The sequence below is a fragment of the Kitasatospora fiedleri genome, from assembly GCF_948472415.1.
GTDB lineage: Bacteria > Actinomycetota > Actinomycetes > Streptomycetales > Streptomycetaceae > Kitasatospora > Kitasatospora fiedleri.
The window spans coordinates 368,857-391,797 of the sequence record NZ_OX419519.1; the positions used below are offsets into that span (position 1 = coordinate 368,857).

At 71.4% G+C, this 22,941-nt stretch carries 33 protein-coding genes and 1 pseudogene; 31 read left to right on the forward strand and 3 right to left on the reverse strand.

The features are described 5' to 3' along the window. Positions 1-42 precede the first annotated feature (42 nt). The 6 genes from QMQ26_RS01945 to QMQ26_RS01970 all read left to right on the forward strand — a co-directional run bounded on the left by QMQ26_RS01945 (position 43) and on the right by QMQ26_RS01970 (position 5,421). Positions 43-576, forward strand: a complete 534-nt coding sequence (locus QMQ26_RS01945) for a hypothetical protein (RefSeq protein WP_282204527.1) — start codon at positions 43-45, stop codon at positions 574-576. A 4-nt stretch (positions 577-580) separates the two neighbouring features. Then, the gene (locus QMQ26_RS01950; RefSeq protein ID WP_282204528.1) at positions 581-790 is read left to right on the forward strand and encodes a hypothetical protein; all 210 of its coding nucleotides are present in this window, start codon (positions 581-583) and stop codon (positions 788-790) included. Positions 791-964: 174 nt separating this feature from the next. Next, positions 965-3,253 (forward strand): hypothetical protein, encoded by a 2,289-nt coding sequence (locus tag QMQ26_RS01955; protein WP_282204529.1) that lies wholly within the window; start codon positions 965-967, stop codon positions 3,251-3,253. A 23-nt stretch (positions 3,254-3,276) separates the two neighbouring features. Then, a complete protein-coding gene (locus QMQ26_RS01960; RefSeq protein ID WP_282204530.1) occupies positions 3,277-3,591 on the forward strand; it encodes a hypothetical protein in 315 nt (104 codons plus the stop codon). Positions 3,592-3,609: 18 nt separating this feature from the next. After that, on the forward strand, positions 3,610-4,176 hold the full coding sequence (locus QMQ26_RS01965; RefSeq protein ID WP_282204531.1) for a helix-turn-helix domain-containing protein: 567 nt from the start codon (positions 3,610-3,612) through the stop codon (positions 4,174-4,176). A 327-nt stretch (positions 4,177-4,503) separates the two neighbouring features. Further along, a complete protein-coding gene (locus QMQ26_RS01970) occupies positions 4,504-5,421 on the forward strand; it encodes a PBSX family phage terminase large subunit (protein WP_282204532.1) in 918 nt (305 codons plus the stop codon). 948 nt (positions 5,422-6,369) lie between these two features. Here QMQ26_RS01970 and QMQ26_RS37855 read toward each other — a convergent pair. Then, the gene (locus QMQ26_RS37855; RefSeq protein WP_404814039.1) at positions 6,370-6,756 is read right to left on the reverse strand and encodes a hypothetical protein; all 387 of its coding nucleotides are present in this window, start codon (positions 6,754-6,756) and stop codon (positions 6,370-6,372) included. 214 nt (positions 6,757-6,970) lie between these two features. Here QMQ26_RS37855 and QMQ26_RS01980 point away from each other — a divergent pair, with 214 nt between their 5' ends. The 16 genes and pseudogenes from QMQ26_RS01980 (at position 6,971) to QMQ26_RS02055 (ending at position 15,273) form a co-directional block, all read left to right on the forward strand. Beyond that, on the forward strand, positions 6,971-8,101 hold the full coding sequence (locus tag QMQ26_RS01980; protein ID WP_282204533.1) for a phage minor capsid protein: 1,131 nt from the start codon (positions 6,971-6,973) through the stop codon (positions 8,099-8,101). Between the two features lie 325 nt (positions 8,102-8,426). Then, positions 8,427-9,197 carry a hypothetical protein gene (locus tag QMQ26_RS01985; protein ID WP_282204534.1) on the forward strand — a complete coding sequence of 257 codons (771 nt, stop codon included), beginning with the start codon at positions 8,427-8,429 and terminating at the stop codon, positions 9,195-9,197. A gap of 15 nt (positions 9,198-9,212) precedes the next feature. Then, positions 9,213-9,875 (forward strand): P22 phage major capsid protein family protein, encoded by a 663-nt coding sequence (locus QMQ26_RS01990; RefSeq protein ID WP_282204535.1) that lies wholly within the window; start codon positions 9,213-9,215, stop codon positions 9,873-9,875. Next, positions 9,872-10,066, forward strand: a pseudogene (locus QMQ26_RS01995) (P22 phage major capsid protein family protein); the annotation flags it as partial. The gene QMQ26_RS01990 and the pseudogene QMQ26_RS01995, both read left to right, overlap by 4 nt. Before the next feature lie 151 nt (positions 10,067-10,217). After that, positions 10,218-10,598, forward strand: coding sequence for a hypothetical protein (locus tag QMQ26_RS02000; protein ID WP_282206721.1), 381 nt, complete (start codon positions 10,218-10,220; stop codon positions 10,596-10,598). Next, positions 10,595-11,011, forward strand: coding sequence for a hypothetical protein (locus QMQ26_RS02005; RefSeq protein WP_282206722.1), 417 nt, complete (start codon positions 10,595-10,597; stop codon positions 11,009-11,011). The genes QMQ26_RS02000 and QMQ26_RS02005 overlap by 4 nt, the downstream gene beginning before the upstream one ends. After that, on the forward strand, positions 11,008-11,214 hold the full coding sequence (locus QMQ26_RS02010; RefSeq protein ID WP_282204536.1) for a hypothetical protein: 207 nt from the start codon (positions 11,008-11,010) through the stop codon (positions 11,212-11,214). Before QMQ26_RS02005 ends, QMQ26_RS02010 begins: the two co-directional genes overlap by 4 nt. Next, complete coding sequence (locus QMQ26_RS02015; RefSeq protein ID WP_282204537.1) at positions 11,214-11,570, forward strand: hypothetical protein; 357 nt, start codon at positions 11,214-11,216, stop codon at positions 11,568-11,570. Before QMQ26_RS02010 ends, QMQ26_RS02015 begins: the two co-directional genes overlap by 1 nt. Positions 11,571-11,831: 261 nt before the next feature. Then, positions 11,832-11,984, forward strand: coding sequence for a hypothetical protein (locus QMQ26_RS02020; RefSeq protein ID WP_282204538.1), 153 nt, complete (start codon positions 11,832-11,834; stop codon positions 11,982-11,984). Position 11,985: 1 nt separating this feature from the next. Then, positions 11,986-12,303, forward strand: a complete 318-nt coding sequence (locus QMQ26_RS02025) for a hypothetical protein (RefSeq protein ID WP_282204539.1) — start codon at positions 11,986-11,988, stop codon at positions 12,301-12,303. Positions 12,304-12,314: 11 nt separating this feature from the next. Then, the gene (locus tag QMQ26_RS02030) at positions 12,315-12,671 is read left to right on the forward strand and encodes a hypothetical protein (protein ID WP_282204540.1); all 357 of its coding nucleotides are present in this window, start codon (positions 12,315-12,317) and stop codon (positions 12,669-12,671) included. Next, positions 12,664-13,089, forward strand: coding sequence for a minor capsid protein (locus tag QMQ26_RS02035; protein WP_282204541.1), 426 nt, complete (start codon positions 12,664-12,666; stop codon positions 13,087-13,089). The genes QMQ26_RS02030 and QMQ26_RS02035 overlap by 8 nt, the downstream gene beginning before the upstream one ends. A gap of 12 nt (positions 13,090-13,101) precedes the next feature. After that, on the forward strand, positions 13,102-13,554 hold the full coding sequence (locus QMQ26_RS02040) for a phage tail tube protein (protein WP_282204542.1): 453 nt from the start codon (positions 13,102-13,104) through the stop codon (positions 13,552-13,554). Next, entirely contained in the window at positions 13,551-14,063 is a 513-nt protein-coding gene (locus QMQ26_RS02045) for a hypothetical protein (protein ID WP_282204543.1), read from the forward strand. The genes QMQ26_RS02040 and QMQ26_RS02045 overlap by 4 nt, the downstream gene beginning before the upstream one ends. Before the next feature lie 38 nt (positions 14,064-14,101). After that, complete coding sequence (locus QMQ26_RS02050) at positions 14,102-14,278, forward strand: hypothetical protein (protein WP_282204544.1); 177 nt, start codon at positions 14,102-14,104, stop codon at positions 14,276-14,278. A gap of 17 nt (positions 14,279-14,295) precedes the next feature. Further along, positions 14,296-15,273, forward strand: coding sequence for a hypothetical protein (locus tag QMQ26_RS02055; RefSeq protein WP_282204545.1), 978 nt, complete (start codon positions 14,296-14,298; stop codon positions 15,271-15,273). On the opposite strand, the gene QMQ26_RS02060 is transcribed toward QMQ26_RS02055, so the two are convergent. After that, the gene (locus QMQ26_RS02060) at positions 15,242-15,658 is read right to left on the reverse strand and encodes a hypothetical protein (protein ID WP_282204546.1); all 417 of its coding nucleotides are present in this window, start codon (positions 15,656-15,658) and stop codon (positions 15,242-15,244) included. The genes QMQ26_RS02055 and QMQ26_RS02060 overlap by 32 nt on opposite strands. A 51-nt stretch (positions 15,659-15,709) precedes the next feature. Here QMQ26_RS02060 and QMQ26_RS02065 point away from each other — a divergent pair, with 51 nt between their 5' ends. From QMQ26_RS02065 to QMQ26_RS02100, 8 genes are read left to right on the forward strand one after another with little or no spacing between them, the layout of a single operon-like run. Then, entirely contained in the window at positions 15,710-17,584 is a 1,875-nt protein-coding gene (locus QMQ26_RS02065; RefSeq protein WP_282204547.1) for a phage tail protein, read from the forward strand. Between the two features lie 4 nt (positions 17,585-17,588). Continuing rightward, complete coding sequence (locus QMQ26_RS02070; protein ID WP_282204548.1) at positions 17,589-17,813, forward strand: hypothetical protein; 225 nt, start codon at positions 17,589-17,591, stop codon at positions 17,811-17,813. Further along, positions 17,813-18,520, forward strand: a complete 708-nt coding sequence (locus tag QMQ26_RS02075) for a phage distal tail protein (RefSeq protein ID WP_282204549.1) — start codon at positions 17,813-17,815, stop codon at positions 18,518-18,520. The genes QMQ26_RS02070 and QMQ26_RS02075 overlap by 1 nt, the downstream gene beginning before the upstream one ends. 15 nt (positions 18,521-18,535) lie before the next feature. Then, positions 18,536-19,018, forward strand: a complete 483-nt coding sequence (locus tag QMQ26_RS02080; RefSeq protein ID WP_282204550.1) for a hypothetical protein — start codon at positions 18,536-18,538, stop codon at positions 19,016-19,018. Then, on the forward strand, positions 19,015-19,701 hold the full coding sequence (locus tag QMQ26_RS02085; protein WP_282204551.1) for a hypothetical protein: 687 nt from the start codon (positions 19,015-19,017) through the stop codon (positions 19,699-19,701). The genes QMQ26_RS02080 and QMQ26_RS02085 overlap by 4 nt, the downstream gene beginning before the upstream one ends. Continuing rightward, positions 19,698-20,627 carry a hypothetical protein gene (locus tag QMQ26_RS02090; protein ID WP_282204552.1) on the forward strand — a complete coding sequence of 310 codons (930 nt, stop codon included), beginning with the start codon at positions 19,698-19,700 and terminating at the stop codon, positions 20,625-20,627. Before QMQ26_RS02085 ends, QMQ26_RS02090 begins: the two co-directional genes overlap by 4 nt. After that, complete coding sequence (locus tag QMQ26_RS02095) at positions 20,615-20,794, forward strand: hypothetical protein (RefSeq protein ID WP_282204553.1); 180 nt, start codon at positions 20,615-20,617, stop codon at positions 20,792-20,794. Before QMQ26_RS02090 ends, QMQ26_RS02095 begins: the two co-directional genes overlap by 13 nt. Further along, on the forward strand, positions 20,794-21,534 hold the full coding sequence (locus QMQ26_RS02100) for a hypothetical protein (protein WP_282204554.1): 741 nt from the start codon (positions 20,794-20,796) through the stop codon (positions 21,532-21,534). Before QMQ26_RS02095 ends, QMQ26_RS02100 begins: the two co-directional genes overlap by 1 nt. On the opposite strand, the gene QMQ26_RS02105 is transcribed toward QMQ26_RS02100, so the two are convergent. After that, positions 21,535-22,005 carry a hypothetical protein gene (locus QMQ26_RS02105; RefSeq protein ID WP_282204555.1) on the reverse strand — a complete coding sequence of 157 codons (471 nt, stop codon included), beginning with the start codon at positions 22,003-22,005 and terminating at the stop codon, positions 21,535-21,537. It abuts the gene before it with no gap. A gap of 108 nt (positions 22,006-22,113) precedes the next feature. Here QMQ26_RS02105 and QMQ26_RS02110 point away from each other — a divergent pair, with 108 nt between their 5' ends. Then, positions 22,114-22,941 carry an N-acetylmuramoyl-L-alanine amidase gene (locus QMQ26_RS02110; protein ID WP_282204556.1) on the forward strand — a complete coding sequence of 276 codons (828 nt, stop codon included), beginning with the start codon at positions 22,114-22,116 and terminating at the stop codon, positions 22,939-22,941.

Genomic DNA, 22,941 nt, shown 5'->3' on the forward strand with positions numbered 1-22,941 from the left:
GACTGCCGGCGCGGGGCAGTCGCACTGCGAGAGGATGACCCCATGACAGCACGTTCCGAAGCCGTCGCCGCCGCGTCCTGGTGGGCCCTGCGGCTGGCCGAACCGAGCCACCAGAACGTCGGCCACCCCGACGCGAACACCCTGCTCGCCGCGCTCGCCAACACCAACGCCCGCGCGTACACGCCCGACCAGGTCGAGGCGTACCGCGTCGCCCTCACCGCCCGCATTGAGGCCCATCTCGCGCAGAGCGAGTGGTCCCTGGCCGAGCCGATCTTCGGGTCCGAAGTGCGGTGCCTGTACAACGACTACAGTCTCGACCCGGTCCTGACCGAGGCTGCCGCTACGGCGGGGATCGAAGTCGGAGTGGCCGACCTGCCACTCAAGACGGTGATGTGGATCGACCCGGGGAAGGTGTCGGTGCGCTCCGGGTACGGCAGTGAAGTGGAAACAGTCTGGGACTGGAGGTGGCCGTGGCCGCCGACCACCCCGGCGACCGGCGCGAATGGGCACCCGGAGCCTGACCAGTCACAGCTCGGCAACATCTCCGACACGCCACCCACACCACCGGCAGGGTAGCGACATGACCAAGACCACCGTCGTCACGAAGCGCGGCGCCAACCACGTCCTGCACATCGTCCTCACCATCTTGACCGGCGGACTGTGGGCGATCACCGGCTGGCCCATCGCCGCGATCATGGGCCGGAAGACCAAAACCGTCACCTACGCGGCCCCGCCGCCCGGCTACCAGCAGGGCCAGCAGCAGCCTCAGCAGCCCTGGCCGCCCCAGTAGTTGCCCCCAGCGATTACCTGTGGCATCCTGACCCCACGTCCGCCGTGCCCGGACACAACAGACACCGAGAGCCCCGCAGCCGAGCAGCCGCGGGGCTCTCGCCATTCCACAAACCAGCGGCCCGCCACCAACCCCCCTCGCGGCGGGCCGCTGCATATCCCGACGGAGGTGACCATGGCCTTCCCGCCCGGCATCCCCACCGTCACCCTGACCGGCCGCCTCCAGAACGTGGCCGGCCACACCGGCTACGGCATCGCCACCATCACCCCCGACGCGCCCATCCTCGCCTCCGCCACCGCCAACACGCTGTGGGCCGGCCCGGAGGCCGTCAGCATCGACCCGGCCACCGGCCAGTGGTCGATCGCCGTGATCCCGAACGACGCGGCCGGGGTGTCGCCGGCCGGCTGGACGCTGCACGTCGTAGTCGAGGCCAGTGGCGGCGTCGTGATCGACCGTCACGTCAGCATCCCCACGTCGCTCGGGCCGACCGTCGACCTGGCGGACCTGATCAGCGTCGGCCCCAACCCGGGCAGCATCGCGCTCGTCCCCGGACCGCCCGGGCCGCAGGGGCCGCAGGGGCCCGCCGGACCTGCCGGTGCGACAGGAACGACGGGAGCGACCGGGCCCGCCGGGGCCACCGGCCCGCAGGGACCGCAAGGGCAGACCGGCATCACCGGCGCTACCGGGCCCGCAGGACCGAAGGGCGACACCGGCGCCCAGGGGCCTACAGGGGCCGCCGGTGCGACCGGCCCTCAGCCGCCCCTCGGCGCGGCCGGCGCGGGCAGCACGATCGCGCTCCGGTCCGACGACCCCAGCACCACCAACTCCCGCACCCCTACCGCCCACGCGAGCAGCCACGCCACCGGCGGCAGCGACCCGATCACTCCGGCCAGCATCGGCGCGGTCGCCTCTTCGGGGCTCGACACCTCGGTGGCGTACCCGCCCGCGTACCGGCTGCCCCGCTACCCGCAGCCCGCGCAGATCCTCACCGAATGGCAGTCCGGGCACGGCTTCACCGTCCCCGGCGCGACCCTCGTCAACGACACCAGCACCTACGTTCGCGGGTCGCAGTGCGTGCGCCTCACCACCCCCGGCGACTCGCTGACCTACAGCATCACCGGGGCCACCCTCGTCACGGCCGACGCCACCGCCCGGGCGCTGCGAATCCTGGTGCGTGTCGACGACATCGCGACGCTGAACAGCCTCGTCGTCCAGCTCGGCACTGACAACACGTACGCCAACGGGTGGACGTGGACCGCGCAGACCGGCGCGACCGGCAGCAACTTCATCACCAGTGGCGACTGGGTCCTCATGACGCTGGGATTCGCCGACGCCACCGCACTGGGCACCGGCCCACGCACCGGCCTGACCTCCCTGCGCGTCCGCATCCGCGACACCGGAGCACCCGTCACCGTTCGGCTCCAGGCCGCCGAGCTGGTCGCCGACGGCTCGGCGGTGTTCCCGAACGGCTGCGTGATCATCACCGCTGACGACGGCTTCCAGTCGTTCGTCGACCTCGGCCGGCCGATCCTCGACCAGTACGGCGTCGTCGCCACCCTGTTCCTGATCATCGACCGTCTCGGCCTGTCTGGCCGCCTCACCCTCCAAGGTGCGCAGGACTTGCAGCGCGTCAGCGGCTGGGAGTTGGCCTGCCACGCCTACGCGGACTCGGTGCACGGTGCCACGTTCAACGGGGTCGCCGCCGCCCAGCTCGATGCGGACTGCCGCGCTTCCAAGGCGTACGCGGTCGCCAACCACTTCCGCGGCGCCGACATGATCGCCTACCCGAAGGGCCAGAACGGCAAGACCAGCGACGGCGCACAGATCAGCGACATCCTAGAGCGCTACTTCCACTCGGCGTTCACCACCGTCAACAAGACCCGCGAGACGTTCCCCCCGCCCCGCTACGACGGGATTCGCCGGATCTCCTCCATCAGCTCGTACACCGGCGGCTACGACCCGGCGCTGATCACCGGCGCGGGCGGAGACCTAGACAAGGTCAAGGCCGCCGGCGGCGTCCTCGTGCTGACGTTCCACCAGATCACCACCGGCACGCCCGGCGACACCGCGACCGTCAGCCAGACCGACTTCAACAGCATCATCTCCGGCATCGCGTCCCGCGGCATGACGGTCCTCACCGCCGGCGAGTATCTGCGCTACGCGCTCACCAGCGCCAGCAGCAGCGGGACCACGGTCGACAGCACCACGGTGCCGAAGAAGATCGGCACTCCGGCCGCCGCGGGCTCCTCGACGCTCGCGTCCCCGGCCGACCACATCCACCCGCGCGCTTACTGGGCGCCGGAGGACCACGGCCTGATCACCTGGACCCAGGACCCGGCGACCTGCGCGGGCGGCACCATCCTCGGCGCGGCGGGCACCCTCAACGTCGCCCGGGTGCACCTGCCCGTCGCGGCCACCGTCACCAACGTGGTCCTGTTCGTCTCCACCGCGGGGCGACCCTGACGAGCAGCCAGTGCTTCGCCGCGGTGTACACCGCCGCCGGATCGCTGATCGCCTCGACCGGCGACCAGTCCGCCGCCTGGACGTCCACCGGCACCAAGACCATGGCTCTCAGCAGCGCACAGGCCCTCGCGGCGGGCGACTACCTGATCGCCTGGTACGCCAACGGCACCACCCTGCCGACGTTCCTGCGCGGCCTCGGCCAGTCCGCCGTCAACCTCGGCCTCAACGCGGCTGGCTCCCGGTACGCCACAGCCGCGACCGGCCAGACCACCGCCATGCCCGCCAGCATCGGCACCCTAGCCGGCGCCTCCACCGCCTGGTGGGCCGGCCTGTCCTAACCTCGGGAGGAGGCAGCCATGGCCGCGAACATCCCGCGGAGACAGGAGGACTACGACGACGTCCGGCGCCTGCACGCCCAAGGGTTCGGCCGCAACGAGATCGCCGACCAGATCGGTCGATCCAGGCACCTCGTATCCATGCTCGCCGCCGAGATGGGCCTGGCGTTCGCCCGCGCGGGCGAGGTCGAGGTAGCGATGGAGACCCGGCGCGCACAGCTCGCCGACCGCCGCCTCACCCTCGCCGAGCAGCTGCAAACCGACGCCGAGAACCTGCGCGCGCAACTCTGGCAGCCCGCCACCGTGTTCGCGTTCGGGGGCAAGGACAACACCTACGAGGAGCACACCCTCGACGAGCCGCCGGCCGCCGACAAGAAGAACCTGATGGCCACGGCCGGGATGGCCCTCGACCGCTCCCTCAAGCTGGTCCCGCCGGTGGAGTCCAGCGGCATCGAGGAGGCCGGCACGATGCTCGGCAACCTGATGCTCGGTCTCAAGCGGGTCCATGACCAGGTCAAGGCCGACGCCGCCGGTAGCGGAGAGGCTGTCGACGATGCTGCAGGAGATGCCGATCCCGATCGGGCGTAAGCAGCTCGACTACGTGGTCAACTCGACGGCGTTCGTGAACCTCGCTGAAGGATCGATCCGGTCCGGGAAGACGCTGATCTCGCTGCTGCGGTGGCTGGTCTACGTGGCCACCGCGCCCCGTGGCGGGGAACTGGTTGTCGTCGGCCGTACAAGGGACTCGCTGTACCGAAACGTCTTCGCGCCACTCATGGACCCAGCTCTGTTCGGCGCGCTCGCCCGCCTCACCAGATACACCAACGGCGCTAGCACCGCGACCATCCTCGGCCGGACCGTGCACGTCCTCGGCGCGTCCGACGCCAAGGCCGAGAAGGTGCTGCGCGGCCTGACATGCGCGGCGCGTACGTCGACGAACTCACTGTCATCTCCGAGGAGTTCTTCCAGCAGCTCCTCGGCCGCTGCTCCGTCGACGGCTCGCAGATTTTCGCCACGACCAACCCCGACTCGCCGGCTCACTGGGTGCGCCGCCGGTTCCTCGACCGGCTCGGCCAGCTCACCGACTGGCGGGTCTGGCACTTCCAGCTCGACGACAACCCGGCCCTGTCCGACACCATCAAGGACAGGTACAAGCGGACCTACACCGGGCTCTGGTATCGGCGCTTCATCCTCGGCGAGTGGGTCGCCGCCGAGGGCGCCATCTTCGACATGTGGGACCCGGCCCGGCACGTCATCGGCTGGCACCAGATGCCGGCCATGCAACGGGTCCTCGCCCTCGGCGTCGACTACGGCACCACCAACCCCTCCACGGGCCTGCTGCTCGGCCTCGGCATAGACCGCCGCCTGTACCTGATGGACGAGTGGCGCCACGACCCGCAGCACTCCCAGCACCGCCTCACCGACGGACAGTTGTCCGCGTCGATGCGGGACTGGCTGCACACCACCGCCCACGCCCCGCACGCGGGCAGTCAACTTCCCGAGTGGGTGGTCGTCGACCCGGCCGCGGCCAGCTTCCGGACGCAGCTGCACTACGACGGGCTAACCGCAGCCGAAGCCGACAACGACGTCTCACGCGGGATCAGCCTGCTCGCGACCCTGCTGACCGAGGGCCAGCTCCTCGTAGCCGACCGCTGCGAGGGCTTCATCCGCGAGGCCCCCGGCTACTCGTGGGACCCGAAGGCCACCCTCGACGGCAAGGACAAGCCGATCAAGGTTGCCGACCACTCCCTGGACGGCGGCCGGTACGCCATCACCACCACCGAGACGCTGTGGCGCCCCCACATCATCACCCCGCTGGAGATGGCGGCCTGACCTGATCGGAGGTACGTCGTGCCCCTGCCCGACCGGGACATCCCCTGGCCGCCGCCGCCCATCCAGCCAGCGCTGCTGGCCATCAACGAGTGGGACACATGGTGGGCCGGCGATCCCGCCCGGCTCGCCGCCCTCTACGGCGGCAGCACCGGCGGCCTGCCCGACGCCAAGACATCGCAGTACCGCGGTGGTGTCGTCGGCCGCATGGCCCGCTGGTGGTGGGGCACCCCGCCCGCCCCCGGCGAACAGCGCTCCCACACCCACATCCCCATCGCCAGCGACATCTGCTCCGCCTCCGCGAACCTGCTGTTCTCCGAGCCGCCGCGGATTGTCATGCCCGACGGCAACGACGCCACAACGAAGCGCCTCACCGCGGTGGCCGGCGACCGCTTCCACGCCACACTGCTGCGCGCGGCCGAACTGGCCGCCGCCCTTGGCGGGATCTACCTGCGCCCCGTCGCGGACAAGGCGATCGCCGACGAGCCCTGGCTGGACGCCGTCCAACCCGACCGGGCGGTCCCGGAATTCACGTGGGGCCGACTGTCCGCGGTGACGTTCTGGCGGATCGTGGCCGAGCAGGACGGCCAGGTGTGGCGGCACCTGGAGCGGCACGAACCCGGGGTGACCCTGCACGGCCTCTACCAGGGCACCGCCGACAAGCTCGGCCGCCCGGTGCCGCTGCAAGACATGGACGAGACCGCGCCACTCGCAGGAAAGGTCGACGACCAGGGCCGCATCGAGATGGCCTACCCGAAGCTCGGCGTCGCGCACATCCCTAACCAGCCGACACGGAAGTGGCGGTCCCTGCCACTGCTGGCGAACCTCGGCCGTGCCGATCTCGACGGCGTCGAGAACCTGATGGACGACCTCGATCGCACCCACGCCTCGTGGATGACCGATGTCCGTCTGGCCAAGGCGCGGATCGTCGTTCCGCAGTCGATGCTCACCTCAAACGGCCCGGGCCGCGGCACGTCGTGGGTAGACCGCGAGGTCCTCGCCGGCCTCGACATGCTGTCCAAGCCGGGCGAGAACCCGCTGACGCTGGTGCAGTTCGACATCCGGGTGCAGGAGCACAGGGACACCTGCGACGAACTCGTCAAGAAGATCATCTCCTCGGCTGGGTACTCGGAGCAGACGTTCGGCGGCTCCGGCGAGGTCGCCGTCACCGCCACCGAGATCCGCGCCAAGGGCCAGCGGTCCATGACCACCCGAGGCAACAAGATCCTCTACTGGCGGCCCGGCCTCTCCGATGCCGTCCAGGCGCTCCTCGCCATGGACGCCGAGCTGTTCGGCAGCGGCGCCAACTGGCAAGCCCGCCCCACCATCGAGTTCCAAGACGGAGTCCAGGACGACCAGCTGACCCTGGGCAACACCGCCAACGTCCTCGCCCAGGCCGAAGCCGCGTCCATCGAGACCCGGGTAGCGATCGTCAACCCCGACTGGACCGACATCCAGGTCAAAGACGAAGTGCGGCGCATCCTCGCCGAAACCGGCCGGGTTGTCACCGACCCGGCCGCCCTCGGGACGAGCAGCCCATGCCCTGAAGGGGGTGACCCCGGTGCCGGTGTCCCCTGCCGACGGCGAAGACCTCGCCCGGGCCGTGGCCGACCTCTACCGCGAGGCCGAGCTGGCGCTGCTGGAGCTGATCGCACGCCTGCTCGGCTCCGATCTGGAGTCCCCGCGCTGGGTGGAACGCAAGCTCGCAGCGGTGAGGGACCTGCGCTCTGGCGCCGAGACCCTCACCGCTGCGCTCCGCGACGACGCCACTGGCGCGATCGGCACCGCGGTAGCCGCCGCCTACGCGCGTGGCAGGCAGGCGGCGGTCGCCGAACTGGGCATGTTGCCGGAGGGCCTGCGGGCGTTCGCCGAGCGGGCCGTGCCGAACGCCCCCGTGGTGGATCGGCTTGCGGCCGCGGTTGTTGTCGAGCAGGACCCCGTGTGGGTGCGAATCCTGCGGGCGGTCGAGGACATCTACCGGTCGGTGGTCGCCCGAGTGTCCGGCACCGTGCTGACGGGAGTCATGACGCGCCGCCAAGCCGCGCAACGCGCCCTCGACCAGCTCACCGCGCGCGGCGTGGCGGGGTTTGTCGACCGGGCAGGGCGTTCGTGGGACATGGCCAGCTATGCGGAGATGTCGGTACGCACCGCGACCGGCCGGGCTGCGATCCAGGGCCACACCGACCGGCTGGCCGCGCTCGGCCAGCGTTACGTCACCGTCTCGGACAGCCCGCTGGAGTGCCCGCTGTGCCGCCCCTGGGAGGGCGAGGTCCTGGCACTGCCCGGGCCGGGCGGCGAGCGCGACGTGACGCTGCCTCACGCCACCGACGACGGCCGGCAGGTCGCCGTGCGCGTGGCCGGCAGTCTGCCAGAGGCGCGCGCCGCCGGGCTGCTGCACCCGAACTGCCGGCACTCCATCAGCCTGTACCTGCCTGGAGTGAGCACCCGGCCTGTCTCGCCGCCGCACCCGGGCGGCGCGACGTACGAGGACACCCAGCACCAGCGCTACCTGGAGCGCCAGGTCCGGCAGTGGAAGCGCCGCCAGGCCGTCGCGCTGGACGACACTGCACGCCGGGCCGCGGGCGCGCGGGTGCGCGCCTACCAGGGCCGCATCCGGGCCCTCACCGCGGAGAAGCAGCTGCCCCGCAAGAGTGCCCGCGAGCAGATCGGCACCGCACGCTAGGCGTCGGGCCGGATGTGGTGGACGTCGTAGTCGGAAGCGTTCGGATCGCATCCGCCCGGACACTGCGGTGGGCCGCTGGGCGTCCATGGGCCCCAACCGTCTTCCTCGGTGTACGTCTGGTAGCCCTCCTGGACTTCCCCGTATCCGGTCAGCCTGCACTTTCGACCTGTCGGCCGCTCACTCACACGGTTCCTCATCCCTCGACGATAGGCCGCCCTCAGACTTCCGGCCGCCGGGCGCGGCCGGGTGAACCACGGCCCGCCAGGAGCGAGCCGCCCTTCCGGCCGGCCAGGAGCCGGCCACCGACGCGCCCCAGGAGGGCACGATGCGACGTCCCACCCTGCCCCGCCATGGCTGGGCCCACCCCTATGGCCACAGCCCTTTCTCCCCGTTCCTCTACGCAGACGGAGGGGACGGCGGCGACTCCGGGTCCGACAGCACCGGCGGCGGCGCTGACACCGGAGACTCCGGCGGCGAGATCGACACCGGTCCGGATGGCGGCGGCAGCAGCGAGAACACCGACGAGAAGCCCAAACCCGGCCCCGCTAAGGGGACGTCCGGCGGGGACCAGGTGGCGGAGATCGCCAGGCTCACCAAGGAACTGGCCGACGCCCGCAAGGAAGCTGGCAAGGAACGCACCAGCGCCAAGGAGACCGCGGCAGCCGAGGCCCGAACCGCCTTGGTGCAGGACCTCGGCAAGGTGCTCGGCCTGATCAAGGATGAGAAGGATGCGCCGCCCGACCCGGCCAAGCTGACGGCCGAGATCGAGCGGGCACAGGCCGCCCACCGAGAGACCAGCATCGAGCTCGCCGTGTTCAAGGGCGCGGCCAAGGCTGGTGCCGACCCGGGCGCCCTCACCGACTCCCGGGCTTTCATGGCCAGCCTCGGCAAGCTCGACCCGGCCGCCGAGGACTTCGCAGTCAAGGTCGGCAAGGCCATCGAGAAGGCCATCGCCGACAACCCCAAGCTCGCCGCCGCCCCCGCCAAGTCCGATTCCGGTGCGGCCGACTTCAACGGCTCCACCGGCGACAAGCCCGGCGGCCCCCAGACCATCGACGACATCCGAGCCGAGCGCCGCAAGCGCCGCACCGGGTAAGGAGAACCAGCCCCCATGGCCAACACGTTCCTGACCGCGCAGCAGATCGCGCAGCAGGCCCTCGCCAACCTCTACGAGACCACCGTCATGGCCTCACTCGTGCACCGCGACTTCGAGAACGAGTTCGCCCGCAAGCAGGGCGACGCCATCACCATCCGCAAGCCCGCCGTGTTCACCGCCAACGAGTACAACCGGGCCTCCGGCATCACCGTGCAGGACGCCACCGAGGGCAGCGTCAACATGACGCTCAACCACTTCGCCGACGTCAGCTTCGCGGTCACGTCTGAGGACATGACCCTCAAGATCCAGGACTTCGACCAGCAGCTCCTCACCCCCGCGATGGAGGCCATCGCGCAGAAGATCGACCGGGACCTGCTCCTGCTGCGCTCCGACATCGTGCAGGAGGTCGGCAACACCGCCCCGAACGCGGCCGGCGAGGACTACAACGGCTACAACGGGTCCTACCCGTACAGCGACTCCCGGGTCCTGATCCAGGCCGCGCCGTCCTCGACCGGGCGAAGGTTCCGATGGCCGACCGCTCTGTCGTTATCGGCCCCACCACCAAGGCGTTCTGGGTGGCGGAGAAGACCTGGCGGCAGGCAGACCGGCGCGGTTCCACCGAGGGCCTGCTGGAGGCGTCCCTCGGCGACAGGGTCAGCGGCTTCGACCCGTACATGACCCAGAACGTGGGGCAGCCCGCCCAGTCTCCGGCCACCGGCCAGCCCACCACCGAAGTCGACGTCGCCTTCCACCGCACCGCGTTCGCCCTGGCGTTCCGCCCGCTGGAGCTGCCGCAGGGCGCCCTGGACGCGGCGATCGTCAACTACAAGGGCTACGGCCTGCGCGTCATCCGCGACTACGACATGGACAAGAAGCAGATGGTGGTCAGCGTCGACTGTCTGTACGGCACCAAGACCATCGACGCCAACCGTGCCGTCCTCATCAAGGGCCCAACGCCTGACCCTGCGCGCCCGCGCGGGCGGGCGCACCCCTCAGCCCCCTTCCAGGAGAGGAACCCCCATGGGCTACAAGGTCCACACCGTGGACGGCCGGTCCGGCGAGGTCGACCTGTCGACTGTCCGCACCTACAGCAAGGAGGTTCGCGTGCCGTCCGGCACGGCGGGCACCTATCAGCTGTTCAAGGTCCCGGCCGCGGCCAACGTCATCGCGGTGCGCGCCTACCGCACCGGCGGCACCGGTGGCACCGTCCAGGTCAAGCACGGCGCGCTGGACGTTCTGGCGTCCGTGCTGACCACCAGTACCGACGCGTGGGCCGGCAGCACCACCGTGCAGAACGCTACCTGCGCGGCCGGCGACAACCTGTCCGTCGTGCTCGCCTCCCCGGCCGGCTCCCCGACGGAGATCCTCGTGCAGGTCGACCTCAGGACGGTGGCAGCGTGAGCATCACCTACTTCAACCGCAACACGGGCGACACCGCCCAGTACGACGAGCCGAACTCCCGGCTGGAGGCCCTCGACAACTGGGTGCGTCTGGCCGATGGGGAGCCGGTGCCCTCGCTGGTCTCCGACGGCGTCCTGTCGCGCCCGCACCTGCTCGTCGACAACCCGGTGCGAGTCCTCAACCCGCCCGACGGTGGCGAGCCGATCCGCGAGGACGGCAGCCGCGGCCCCGCCCCCGAGGCCGCGGTCGGGCAGGCGGGCGCGCCTCTGCGCACCACCGAGCACGACGGCGAGGGCGGCGCCGCGCCGCTCCTCGCCCAGCGTCCGGCGGACGACGCCCCCTCGACCAGTGGCGCGACTACGCCAACTCCCTCGCCCAGACGCCCGAGGAGGAGGCCGACATCGCGGGGATGACCCGTGATGAACTCGCCGCGAAGTACGGCGCCGCCTCGGGCCTGTCCGGTGACGCCGGGCCGGAGGGCAAGATGCCCGCCCGGTCCGCGTCGAAGGCCGACTGGGTCGCCTACGCCACCGGGGCGGGCCTCGACCGGGCCGAGGCTGACGCCATGACCCGGGACCAGCTGGTCGAGCGCTTCACCACGAAGGGGGCGAGCTGATGGCCCGCGCCGACATCTCCGCAGTCCAGACCCTCACCAGCAACGGCCTCACCCCGACGTTCGACAACGCCAACGCCTCCGGCGGCCAGCAGTTCGCCAACAACGGCCGCCGGATCGTCCGCGTCACGAACACCTCCGGGTCGGCCGTCACCGTCACGGTGAACATGCCCGGCACTCTCGACGGCGTCGCGCCGGCCAACGGCGGCAAGCAGGTCACGATCCCGGCGACCACCGGCGACGTCACCATCGGCCCGTTCCCGGCGACGATCTACAACCAGACCGACGGCAAGGTGTACCTGGACTTCTCCGCCACGACGAACGTCAAGCTCGCCGTGATGGAGATGCCGCAGGTATGAGCCGCGTGTACGCCACCGCCTCGGACTGGACGGCGTACACCGGCCAGAGCGCGACCGCCAGCACCGACCGGCTCCTGCGCGACGCCTCCCGCTTCCTGGACCGCGAGGTGCTGCGGGTGTGCTGGTTCGACGCCGACGCCAGCGGCATGCCCACCAGCACGGTCGTGCTGGCCGCGGTGAGGGATGCCGTGTGCGCGCAGGTCGAGTGGTGGGGAGAGCTCGGCGACTCCACCGGCGCGGGCGGGCGTGGGGTGGGGGTCGGTGGAGATCGGCAGTGCGAAGCTCGCCCGGTCGGTGACGGCCGTCAGCGGTTCCGACGCCCCGTCACGCAAGATCGCCCCGAAGGCGTGGGACGCGCTGCTGTCCCCCGATCTGACGCCCGACCTGTTCGTCCTCGGTGCGGTGGAGGGCTGACGTGGCCGCCCTGCCGCAGTGGCTGATGCGCCACCTGATCACCGTTGAGCCCTACCTGGGCAACTCGGCGTACGGCCCGAGGTATGGGCCGCCCGTCCAGGTGCGCTGCTTCCTCGACGAGCAGACCCGTCTGGTGCGGGCCTCCAGCGGCGACCAGGTCACCAGCACCAGCACCGCCTACAGCCCGCTCGCCATCAACGCGCCCGCCGAGAGCAGGGTGACGCTCCCCGGCGGGCGCCAGACGACTGTTATCGCCGCACTGCGGCGCGACGGCGGCGGCCTCGCCACACCCGACCATGTCGAACTGCAGCTCGTGTAGGGGTGGTGGCGGTGTCGCATCTGCACTTCGACCGGGCGCGGGCGCTGGAGGCCGTCCGGCGTGCTGCCGCGCACGGGCTGGAGCTCGGCATGGAGCACGTCCTCGCCGAGGCGAAGAAGGTCGTGCCGCTGGATGAGGGAACGCTGGAGCGCTCCGGCCGGGCCCGGGTGGACGCCACCCGGCTCCAGGGCATCGTCTCGTTCTCGACGCCGTACGCGGTGCGCCAGCACGAGGAGCTGGACTACCGGCACGCTCCCGGCCGGCAGGCCAAGTACCTGGAGCGGCCGTTCTTCGCCAACCGCGAGGTGGTGCTGGCGCTGGTCGGAGCCGAGATCCGCCGGGCTCTGGCGGGGGGTGGCGGTGGCTGACCTCCTCGACGGTATCGCCCGCTACCTGGACGGCCTCGGCCTGCTCACCTACGACCCCGACGGCACCAGCGGCGACACGTTCCCCGACCTGATGCCGCCGACCCCGGACGAGGCGGTCGCCCTCGGCTCGTACGGCCTGGGTGAGCCCGACCCGGTGACCGCCGACGACGAGTCGGGGCTGCAAGTGCGCTGCCGGGGCCCGTTGTCGGGCGACCCGCGTCCGTCCAGGGCCAAGGCGATGGCCGTCTACGGCGCTCTGCACGGTCTGACCGACACGGCGCTGCCCGACGGTACGTGGCTGGAGCTCGCTGTGGCCCAGCAGACCCCGTCTCCGATCGGCCAAGACGCGCTCGGCCGGCACGAGCACGTCGTCAACTTCCGCATTCACACGGTCAATCCGACCGCCAACCGCACGTAGGAGGTGGCCGGAATGGCCGCAACCAAGGTGGCCGCGCGCGGCTACATCTTCCAGATCGGCGTCGGAGCGGCTCCGACGTGGACCAACATCGGCGGCCTCACGTCGTTCAGCGTGAACCCGGGCGACCACGACGCCCACACCGAGAGCACCGATTTCGACAGCAACGGCCAGTACGAGGAGATCGTGCTGCAGCGCGGCGGCTCCATCAAGCTCGAAGGCCGCCGCAAGATCGACAAGGCGACCGGCGTCGCAGACGCCGGGCAGGCCGCCCTCGATGCGCTCGCCCAGGGCCTCGCCGATAACAGCGTCGGCCAGATCCGCTTCCGGCACTCCAGCGAGACCCAGTGGCGGGTGTGGTCCTGCACCGCCAAGAGCAGCGAGCTCGGCGGCGGCACCAACGACCTCGGCAAGTGGGGCATGGAGGTCGCCCGCACCGGCGCCGAGGCCTTGGTGGCCGCCCCGTGACCGACCTGCCCTACGGCGACGGCGAGGAGCTCGACGGCGAGTTCGAGGACGACTTCGACGACGAGGAGGGCGCCGCGCCGGACTTCACCGACGCCGACGCGTTCTTCGCCGCGGAGGTCTCCCCGGTCGAGCCCGCCGTCCTGGTCCTGTACGACCGCACCTACACCCTGCCCACCCGGGTGCCGCTGGCGTTCACCATGCTCTCCGAGCGACACGCCGCCGACGAAGACCTCGCGTCGATCCGCACGGTGCTGGCGCCCGTGTTCGGCGCTGACGCGCTCGACCACTGGCTCGAACGGGGCATGAACGACCGCCAGTTCGCGATCATCCTGATCTGGGCCACCCAGAACATGCACTCCCCCCGCTCGTGCACCCTTGCACAGGCCGCCGACCGCTACGACCAGCAGCAGGCCCGGGGAAAAGCCGTGGCGCCGCTGAACAGGGCGGCCAGGCGGAGCGGTTCTGGCGGGCGGTCCTCACCCGGTGGGCGCTCCTCGAAGCGGATCTGATCCGCGAGTACCACCTCACTCCGGCGCTGATCGCGGGCATGTCGACCCGCGAGTTCATGGTGCTGCTCGGCGGCCTGTCCGAGCAGGCCCGCTGGCCGCGCGCGTACGCGGATACCCCGCTGGTCACCAGCAGCCCGGCGGACATCGCAGCCGCCCTCGGCTCGTACTACGGCGACGCCGACCCACCACCTGGCGGTGATCCGCCCGAGCAGTAGGCGGGCGGTGGTCGCGGGTGAACGTCGGCGATCTGACGGCAACCTTCCAGGTCGACGTCGATGGCACCGGGCTCGCCTGGGCCGAGGCCGAGCTGCAGGGGTTGCAGCGCTCCGCCGACGGCCGCCTGCGCGACATGCGGGGCCGGTTCGCGTCCGAGTCCCGCCTCATGGGCGAGGCCCTGCGCGACGGCATCCGCCTCGGCACCGAGGCCGTCGAAGAGGGCGCTACCCAGGCGGGAGACGAACTCGCCCGCGGGCTGGGTGAAGGCGGCGAGGAGGGGGCGCGCCGCCTGCTCGGCTCGATGTCGGATGCCGAGCTGGCAGTCAACGGCTTCACCCGCTCCGCGGACGGCCGAATTCGGGACCTGCGCGGCAGGTTCGTCGCCGAGAGCACCACCATCGGCGACGCCCTGGAGCAGGGCCTCGGCGAGGCGGGTGAGCGCGGCGCCCGCCGCCTGGAGGAGGGTGTCGGCCGGGCCCGACACGAGCTGGCCGACGGCGGCGACGACGGCAACCGATTCGGCCGGATACTGTCCGGCATCGGAGACGCCGCCGGTCCGATCGGCTCGGTCGCGGGCCGCATCGCGATGGTCGGCGGCGCCATCGGCGGGGCGCTGCCTCTGGTGGCCGGCCTGTCCGCGGCACTGGTCGCCATCGCCCCCGCCGCGGGTGTTGCGGTGACCGGCCTGCTGGCCGTGGCGTCGGCCGGCGCCGCGATCAAGATCGGTACGTCGGGCATTGGCTCCGCCATCAAGGCCGCGTTCGCCGACGCGCCGCAGCCGCGGGGGCCGCGAGCGGGGCGGCGAACCAGTACGCCAACGCCCAGCGGGCCGTCAAGGACGCGGTCGAGAACGCGGCGTACGCCAATGAGCAGGCCGTACGCCGGGTCTCGGACGCCGAGCGTAACCTGGCCGACGCCCAGCAGGCAGCCCTTAAGGTCCAGCAGGCCCTTGATGACGCCCGTCACCAGGCCGCGCAGGACCTGGAGGACCTGAACAACCGGCTGGCCGATGCCGGACTGTCCCAGCGGGACGCTGTCCTGCGGGTCCAAGACGCGCAGGATGCGCTGACCGCGGCCACGCCGAGGGCAGCACCGCCACCGAACGCCAGCGGGCCCAGGCCCAACTGGCGCTCGACCAGGCCCAGCAGCGGCTGCTCGAGCAAGGCGTCTCCTACGAGCGCCTGCAGCAGCAGGCCGCGTCCGCGAACGCGGCTGGCGTCGAAGGGTCGGCGCGGGTCGTCCAGGCGCAGGACCGCATCGTCCAGGCTCAGCGCCAGGTCGAGGACCAGACGCGCGCTCTGCAGGACGCTCAGGTCCAGCAGTCCCGGACGGCCGCTCAGGGCGCGGAGCAGGTCCAGCGGGCCATCGAGGCGCTGCACCAGGCCGGTGCGGGCGCGGCGGCCGGCGGGGTCGACCCGCTCGCCGCGGCGTTGGCGAAGCTGTCGCCGAACGCGCGGGCGTTCGTCGAGGAGCTGATCCGCCTCAAGCCCGCGCTGTCGGACTTGAAGTTCGACGTCCAGCAGTCCCTCTTCGAGGGCTTCGCCGGTTCTCTGCGCGCGGGGGCGACGTCGGTACTGCCGGTGCTGCACGACGCGCTGGTCGGTTCCGCGCAGCAGCTCAACGCCATGGCCAAGGGCGCCGTCGCGGCGGCCGTGGAGATGTCGGACAGCGGAGTGCTGGGCAAGGCGTTCGCGGCGGCGAACGCGGGCCTGGGCGGCCTGACCCGGCTGCCCGCGGTCTTCATCCAGGGTGTCGCGCAGATCGGTGCGGCGGCCGGTCCTGCGTTCGAGCGGCTCGGCGCGGCGGCCGGCGGCGGTCTGGACAAGCTGTCACAGAAGCTCGACAGCGCGTTCAGCAGCGGCGGGATGCAGCGGGCGATCGAGACCGCGATCGACCTGCTGGGCCAGCTCGGCACCGCGGTCGGCAACGTCGGCCGGTTCATCGGCGAAGTGCTCGGTGCCGCGCAGCAGTCGGGCGGCGGCTTCGTCAACACCCTGGTCGTCATCTCGGGTGCGTTGGCGGCGGCGTTCGCCGATCCGGCGATCCAGTCCGGCCTGCAGGCGCTGTTCAAGGCGACGGCCGCGCTCGCGTCGACGGCGGCGCCGCTGCTGATCTCCGCGCTGCAGGTGATCGCCCCGGTGCTCACCGCGCTCGGGCCGCCGGTGCAGGTGCTGATCGCCGCGCTGGGCGCCGGGCTCCAGCCCATCATCGTCGCTCTCGGCCCGGTGCTCCTGGCCGCGGCCCAGGCGATCGGCGGCCTGCTGCAGGCGGTCTCGCCACTGCTGCCCGTCCTCGGGCAGTTGATCGCGATGATCGGCCCGATTCTGACGCCGATCATCGCGGCGATCGGGCAGATTTTCGCCCAGCTCGCGCCGATCGTCGCGCAGGTCGGGCAGATCATCGCCGCGATCCTGCAGCCGGTGCTGGCCGCGCTGCCGGCCGTGCTGCAGCCGGTGCTCGACCTGATCACCACGCTCACGGGCATCCTGCTGCCGGTTCTGGGCGACCTGTTGTCGATCCTCTCCCCGGCCCTGGGGCAGCTCGGGACGGCGTTCGGGCAGATCATGGTCGCGCTTGCGCCGGTTCTCACCCAGATGGGCGTTCTGCTGGGCGACTACCTGCGGGTGATGCTTCCACTGCTGACGCCGATCATCACGGCCGTCGCCCAATTGGCGGCCCTGTTCGCCGGGCAGTTGGCGGCTGTCATCCAGAACGTGGTGGTGCCCGCGTTCAGGATGGTCAGCCAGATCCTCAGCGGCGACTTCTCCGGGGCCCTGCGCTCCGGCAAGGAGCTACTGATCGGCATCGCCCAGACCATGACCGACATCTTCATGGAACTCCCGATGAAGATCGGCAAGATCCTGGGCGATCTGGCCGTCAGCATGTTCGATGCCGGGAAGAAGCTGATCAGCAGCCTGATCGACGGCATCAAGGCCATGGCGGGCAAGGTCAAGGACACCATCTCGGATCTCGTCGGCGGCATCGCCGACTTCTTTCCGCACAGCCCCGCCAAGACCGGCCCGTTCAGCGGCCGCGGCTACCCGCTGTACTCCGGGCAGGCCATCGGCCTCGCCCTCGCAGAGGGCATGGCCTCCAGCCAGGACCGGGTGCGCGCCGCCACCGCCTCCCTGATGGGCACCGCGCACGGCGGCCTCGGCCTCGGCCAACTCGCCGCCGGCCAGGGCATGCTCGCCGGCGCGGGCGGGGGCGGCGGATTCCACATCGAGCACTACCACGAGAGCAACAACGGCGACGCCCGGCGCACCGCCGCCGAACTCGCCTACCTCGGACGCGGCAGGGGGTGATCCGGTGGCGGGAGAGCTGGTCACCGGCCCCGGCCTCATCCAGTGGGGCACCCTCCTCCTCGGCCGCAGCCAGGCCGCGGGGGTCGTCACCCCCTACCGGTGGAAGGCGCCCAAGGGCTGGGAGGCGATGCCCGGTCTGGACTCCGGCACCGTCAAGCGCGCCCAGCAGTACGGGCGTGGCCCGGCCGGCTCCTCGCGCAGCCGCGCACGATCACGCTGGACCCGCTGATGGTGCGGGCCCCGGCTGGCCAGATGGGCGCGGTGATTGCCGCGCTGGAGGCCGCGTGCCCGATCGGCCAGGACGAGCAGCCGCTGGTCGTCCAGCTCGACGAGCGCGGCCCGCTGCTGGCGTGGGCCCGGGTCGTCCGCATGGACCTCCCGGTCTCCTCGTCCTGGCAGCTCGGCTACGCGGAGGGCGGCGCGATCCAGTGGGAGGCCACCGACCCGCGCCGCTACCAGTTGGTCGAGCAGGTCGCCCTGACCGGGCTGCCGCAGCAGGAAGCCGGATTGTCGTGGGGTTCCCCGACGGAGACGGGCCTGGACTGGGGCTCGCCGACGGAGACCGGGCTGGTGTGGGGGGCGCCGGGCAGCACCGGCGACATCACGTGCACCAACGCGGGGTCGGCGGAGACCCATCCGACGATCACCATCACCGGGCCGTGCACCACCCCGTCGGTCGCCCTGGCCGGGACCGGCACGGTCCTGGAGTACGCGCTGACGCTGGCCGCCACCGACCAGCTGGTCATCGACTGCTGGAACGGCACCGTCCTGCTGGGCGGCCAGGACCGGGCGACGTTCGCCACCGCCCGGTCGGTGCCGGAGGAGCTGATGGCCATCCCCCCGGGCGGAACCTCCACCCTCTCCTTCCGCTCCCTCGACGGGTCGCCCGACCCGGCCGCCAGCTGCACCGTGCGCTGGCGCTCCGCCTACTGGTAACCCCGGAGGGTCTCTGTGACCGCACGCGCCGCGTGGCTCTACAACCCGGGGCAGACCCGGCAGGACACCCGCCTCGCCCCGGTGTCCCCGATGTACCCCGTCGACGCGATGACCTCGCGCAGCGGGGTGATTCCGGGCGGCACCCCGTTCGCCCTGACCGGCTCCGGCATGTCCGGCACGCTCGCCGTCGGCCGCGCCTACATCCAGGGCACCAGCGCCCAGGGCGCCTACCCTGCGGCAATCACCGTGGCGGAGTCCATCTCCGTCGCCAACGGGCACGCCTCCCTATCTCGGATCGACTCGGTCTTCCTCACCGTCTACGACAACCTCATCGACAGCTCCGGGCTGACACTGACCCGGGTCGACTACGTGCAGGGCACCGCCGCCGCCTCGCCCACCGCCCGTCCGCGCCGGGCAACGCGTCGCTGCGGCTGTGGGACATCACGGTGCCCGCCGGCGCGTCCGCGGGCAGCCCCATCAACTGGGGCACCGCCTTGACCGACCGGCGCCTGTACACCGTCGCGGTCGGCGGGATCGCCCCCGCCGCGGCGGCCGGCGCCTACTCCGGACAGTACCGGGACATCAGCCCGACCAACGGCCTGGAGCGCTACAACGGTGCCGCATGGGAGTCCCGCCTGTACCTGGGCACCTCCGGGCAGGTCGTCATCGGAACCGACGTCAACCTCTACCGCGGCGCGGCGAACCAGCTGAAGACCGACGACGACCTGCTGATCGGCGGCGCGCTCGCCGGCGCCAGCAACGTCAACACCGGGGCGTGGACCGCCTACACCCCGACCTGGACGGCCGTCACCACCAACCCCACCCTCGGCAACGGCAGCCTGGTCGCCCGCTGGTGCCGCACCGGCCGCAAGGTGACCTTCGCCGGCAGCCTCACCTTCGGCTCCACCAGCAATGGCGGCACGGGCATCTGGTCTATGTCCCTCCCCGTGGCCGCGGCAGCCAACGGCATCCTCATGCTCGGGGACTGCGACTACATCGACGCCGGCAGCAACGAGTACCTCGGCAAAGCACAGATCGTTTCCGGTGCCAGCACAGTCGGATTCATCGTCAAGACCGCCACCAGTTCCTCGTCCTCCAACAACGTTTCCAACTCGGTGCCGGTCGGCGCCAGTTCCAACACGCGCTTGCACTGGAACATCACCTACGAGGCCGCGTCGTGACGTTCGGCCCGTATCAGCTGCGCGTCACCGACCTGGTGACCGATCGCAACATCGGGCTGATCCCCGTCCAGGACGTCGAGTGGGACGACTACATCGGCAAGACCGGCTCACTGTCGTGCATCGCGCCGGTCCCGAACCAGACGTTCGCCCGGCGCCTGCGCGAGCGGGTTCTGCCGGGCCGGACGATGTCCTACCTGGAACAGGGCCGGCGCATCGTGTGGGGCGGCCCGATCTGGACCCGCACCCCGACCGCGGACGAGCGCGGCTACATCACCTGCCCCATCCAGGGCGCGGGCCTGGAGTCCGTGCTGCGCGGGCACCGCCAGCTCACCGCCGACAAGACCTACGCAGCAACCGACCAGCTCGACATCGCCCGGGACTTGCTGGCCTGGGACGCCGCCCAGCCCGGCGGCAGCCTCGGCCTCGAGGTCGACGCCGCCACCTCCGGGATGCTGCGGGATCGCACCTACTCCCGCTACGACCTGCCGTACATCGGCACGTTGCTCGACCAACTCGCCGCCGTCGACGGCGGCTTCGAGTGGCGCATCCAGTGCTATGCGGACACGGGCGGCACCCGGCATCGGGCCGTACGCCTCGGCTACCCGCGGCTGCCGCAGGGCGACCGACCCACGATCTTGAACCGGCCCGGGCAGATATACCGCTACAGCCTGCCCGAGGACGCGACCCGGCAGGCCAACACGTGGGTCTCCCGCGGCGCGTCGGTGAACAACAACCTCGCCGCGACCTCGTACCCGCTGATGTCCGCCCAGCTCACCAGCCCGGACCTGATCGCCGCCGGCTGGCCCGCCTGGACGGCAGCAGCGACTACTCCACGGTGGCCGAGCAGGCCACCCTCGACGGCCACGCCGCCGCGGACCTCGCCCGCTCCCAGATGCCCGTCGCCATCCCGAGCGTGGACATCCTGACCGGGACGATCGAGATCCCGCAGCTCGGCACCCTGGTGCGTCTGCGGATTCGAGACGACTGGTTCTACGACGGCCTCGACGCCCAGTACCGGGTGGTCGGACTGCACGGTCGGCCGGCTCAGCGCGGCCGGCCCGACACCACGACGCTGTACCTGGAGGCCACCTGATGGCTCTGCCCAACCTGCCGCAGGACATCCTCGACCGGCTCGCCGCGCTCGAGGGCCAGGTGCGGGATCTGTCCGGGCGGGTCGGGCAGCGGCCCGCGCAGACCCAGATTGCCGGCGGCGACGTCAGCGTGTACGCGGGCGGCAGTTTCCGGATGCTGTCCTTCGACGGGGCGTTCACGCAGGCGTGGATCGGCCGGATCAGCCCGAACCATCCGGACGGGTCCGAGCAGCGCGGCATCCTGGTCTACCGCGAGGACGGGTCGCTCGCACTGTCCCTGTACAGCTCGGACACCAGCCCGCAGGCCCTCGCCCTGCGCGACAAGGCCGGCACGACGGTGTTGGCCGACGACGTGCAGGCCGGCGGCCTGGCCCGGCCCTACCTCAGCACCGACAACTGGGTGGGGGCCACCCAGGCGCCGACCTACACCACCAGCAGCGCCACGTTCACCGGCCTGCAGACCAACTACTTCATGAAGCAGCACCCCAAGGTGACCGCGAACTACCGGGTGCAGACCTCGGCGGGCACGACGGGCGAGATCAGGATGATCGACGAGTACACCGGCACCGTCGTCGTCCCGCCCATCTCGATCGCCGCCGCGGCGTTCTTCGACTCGGCGGCCACTGGCACGCTGACGGGCACCCACGAGCAGGCGCTCAAGCTGGTATGGCAGGCCCGGGTCACCGCCGGTGCGGGGACGATCGGCGTCATGGGCCTGTCGACGTACGGGGTGCAGTCCTGATCACGGCGCTGATGTCGCCGGGTACGGGTCCGGCATGACCGTGTTGGTCATGTTGCTGCTCGGGTAGGGCCCGTTGTCGACGGTGCCGTGGCCGCCGTTGTTCTGGTTGTTCGGGTTGGTCGGGTCGACGCGGTTCGGGTCGGCGGGCGCCTGGGTGCTGCCCGGGCCGTCGGGTGCGGGTGTGCTCACGCTCTTCGCCTTCTTGGTGCTGGTCGGGATGGCCGCCGGCGTGGTGGCGGCCGGGGCCGTGGTGGTCTCGGGCTCGGTGGTGGCCGGCGCCGTGGCGATGGCGGTGCCGGTGGCGCTCGGGCTGGGCGTGCTGGTGTCGGCGACGTCGGCCTGCTGAACCTGCTGCTGCCCGCCGCTGTTGTTGTCGCCGCTGGAGTTGAGCGCCCACGCGCTGCCGCCGGCGATGGCGAGCACCGCAGCGACGGACGCCGCGATCCCCGCGGACTGTCTGCTGATCTTCATCTCTCATACCCCCCTTGGGTGTTGGCCTCTCAACGGTAGCGCCCAGCACCCCCACATCCACCCTGACTCGGTCGAGTTCAGGGAGTTCAGCATGCCCTGGAGGCACTCATGGCCCGGATGGCCGGGACGGCCTGGATCGGTCCGACTCCCAATCAGCGCGCCGGCGGCATGTCGGAGTTCCGCGGTCTCGTCCTGCACATCCAGGACGGCACCGAGGCCGGCAGCGAGGCCTGGTTCAAGAACCCCGACAGCCAGGCCAGCGCGCACTTCCTCAACCCGAAGTCCGGCGGCCTGCGGCAGCTCGTCGACACGGCCGACCGGGCGTGGACGCAGGGCGCCGGCAACGCGTACTGGATCTCGGTCGAGAACGAGGGCCGGGGCGGCGACGCCTTGACCTCGTCGCAGGTCGAGAACTGCGCGCAGCTGCTGGCGTGGCTGCACCGGACGTACGGCGTGCCGCTGCAGCTCGCCGACGACCCAAACGGTCGCGGCTTGGGCTGGCACGGCATGGGCGGCGCGGCCTGGGGCGGTCACTACGACTGCCCGGGTAAGGCGGTGCTCGCCCAGCGCGGCCAGATCCTGGCGCGCACCCAGCAGATCATCAACCCCACTCCCACTACTCCCGTCCAGGAGGACGACATGCCCAGTGCTCAGGAAGTTGCGGAAGCGGTCTGGAGCTTCCGGCTGCCGGACCCGGACACGCCGGGGCGCGGTGTCGCCGCGGGCGACATCCAGGCGTACTCCGACCACCGCCACAACGTGCTGTACGGCCAGCTGGCCGGGCTGTCCGCGGCGGTGAAGACGTTGGCGGGGCTGGTCAGCCAGGGCGTCGACACGGCGGCCGTGGTGGCCGCGGTCGAGCAGGCCATCGCCAAGGCGACCGTCAACGTCCACGTGGACGTCAACTCCACCAACTCGACCCCGAAGGGGAACTGA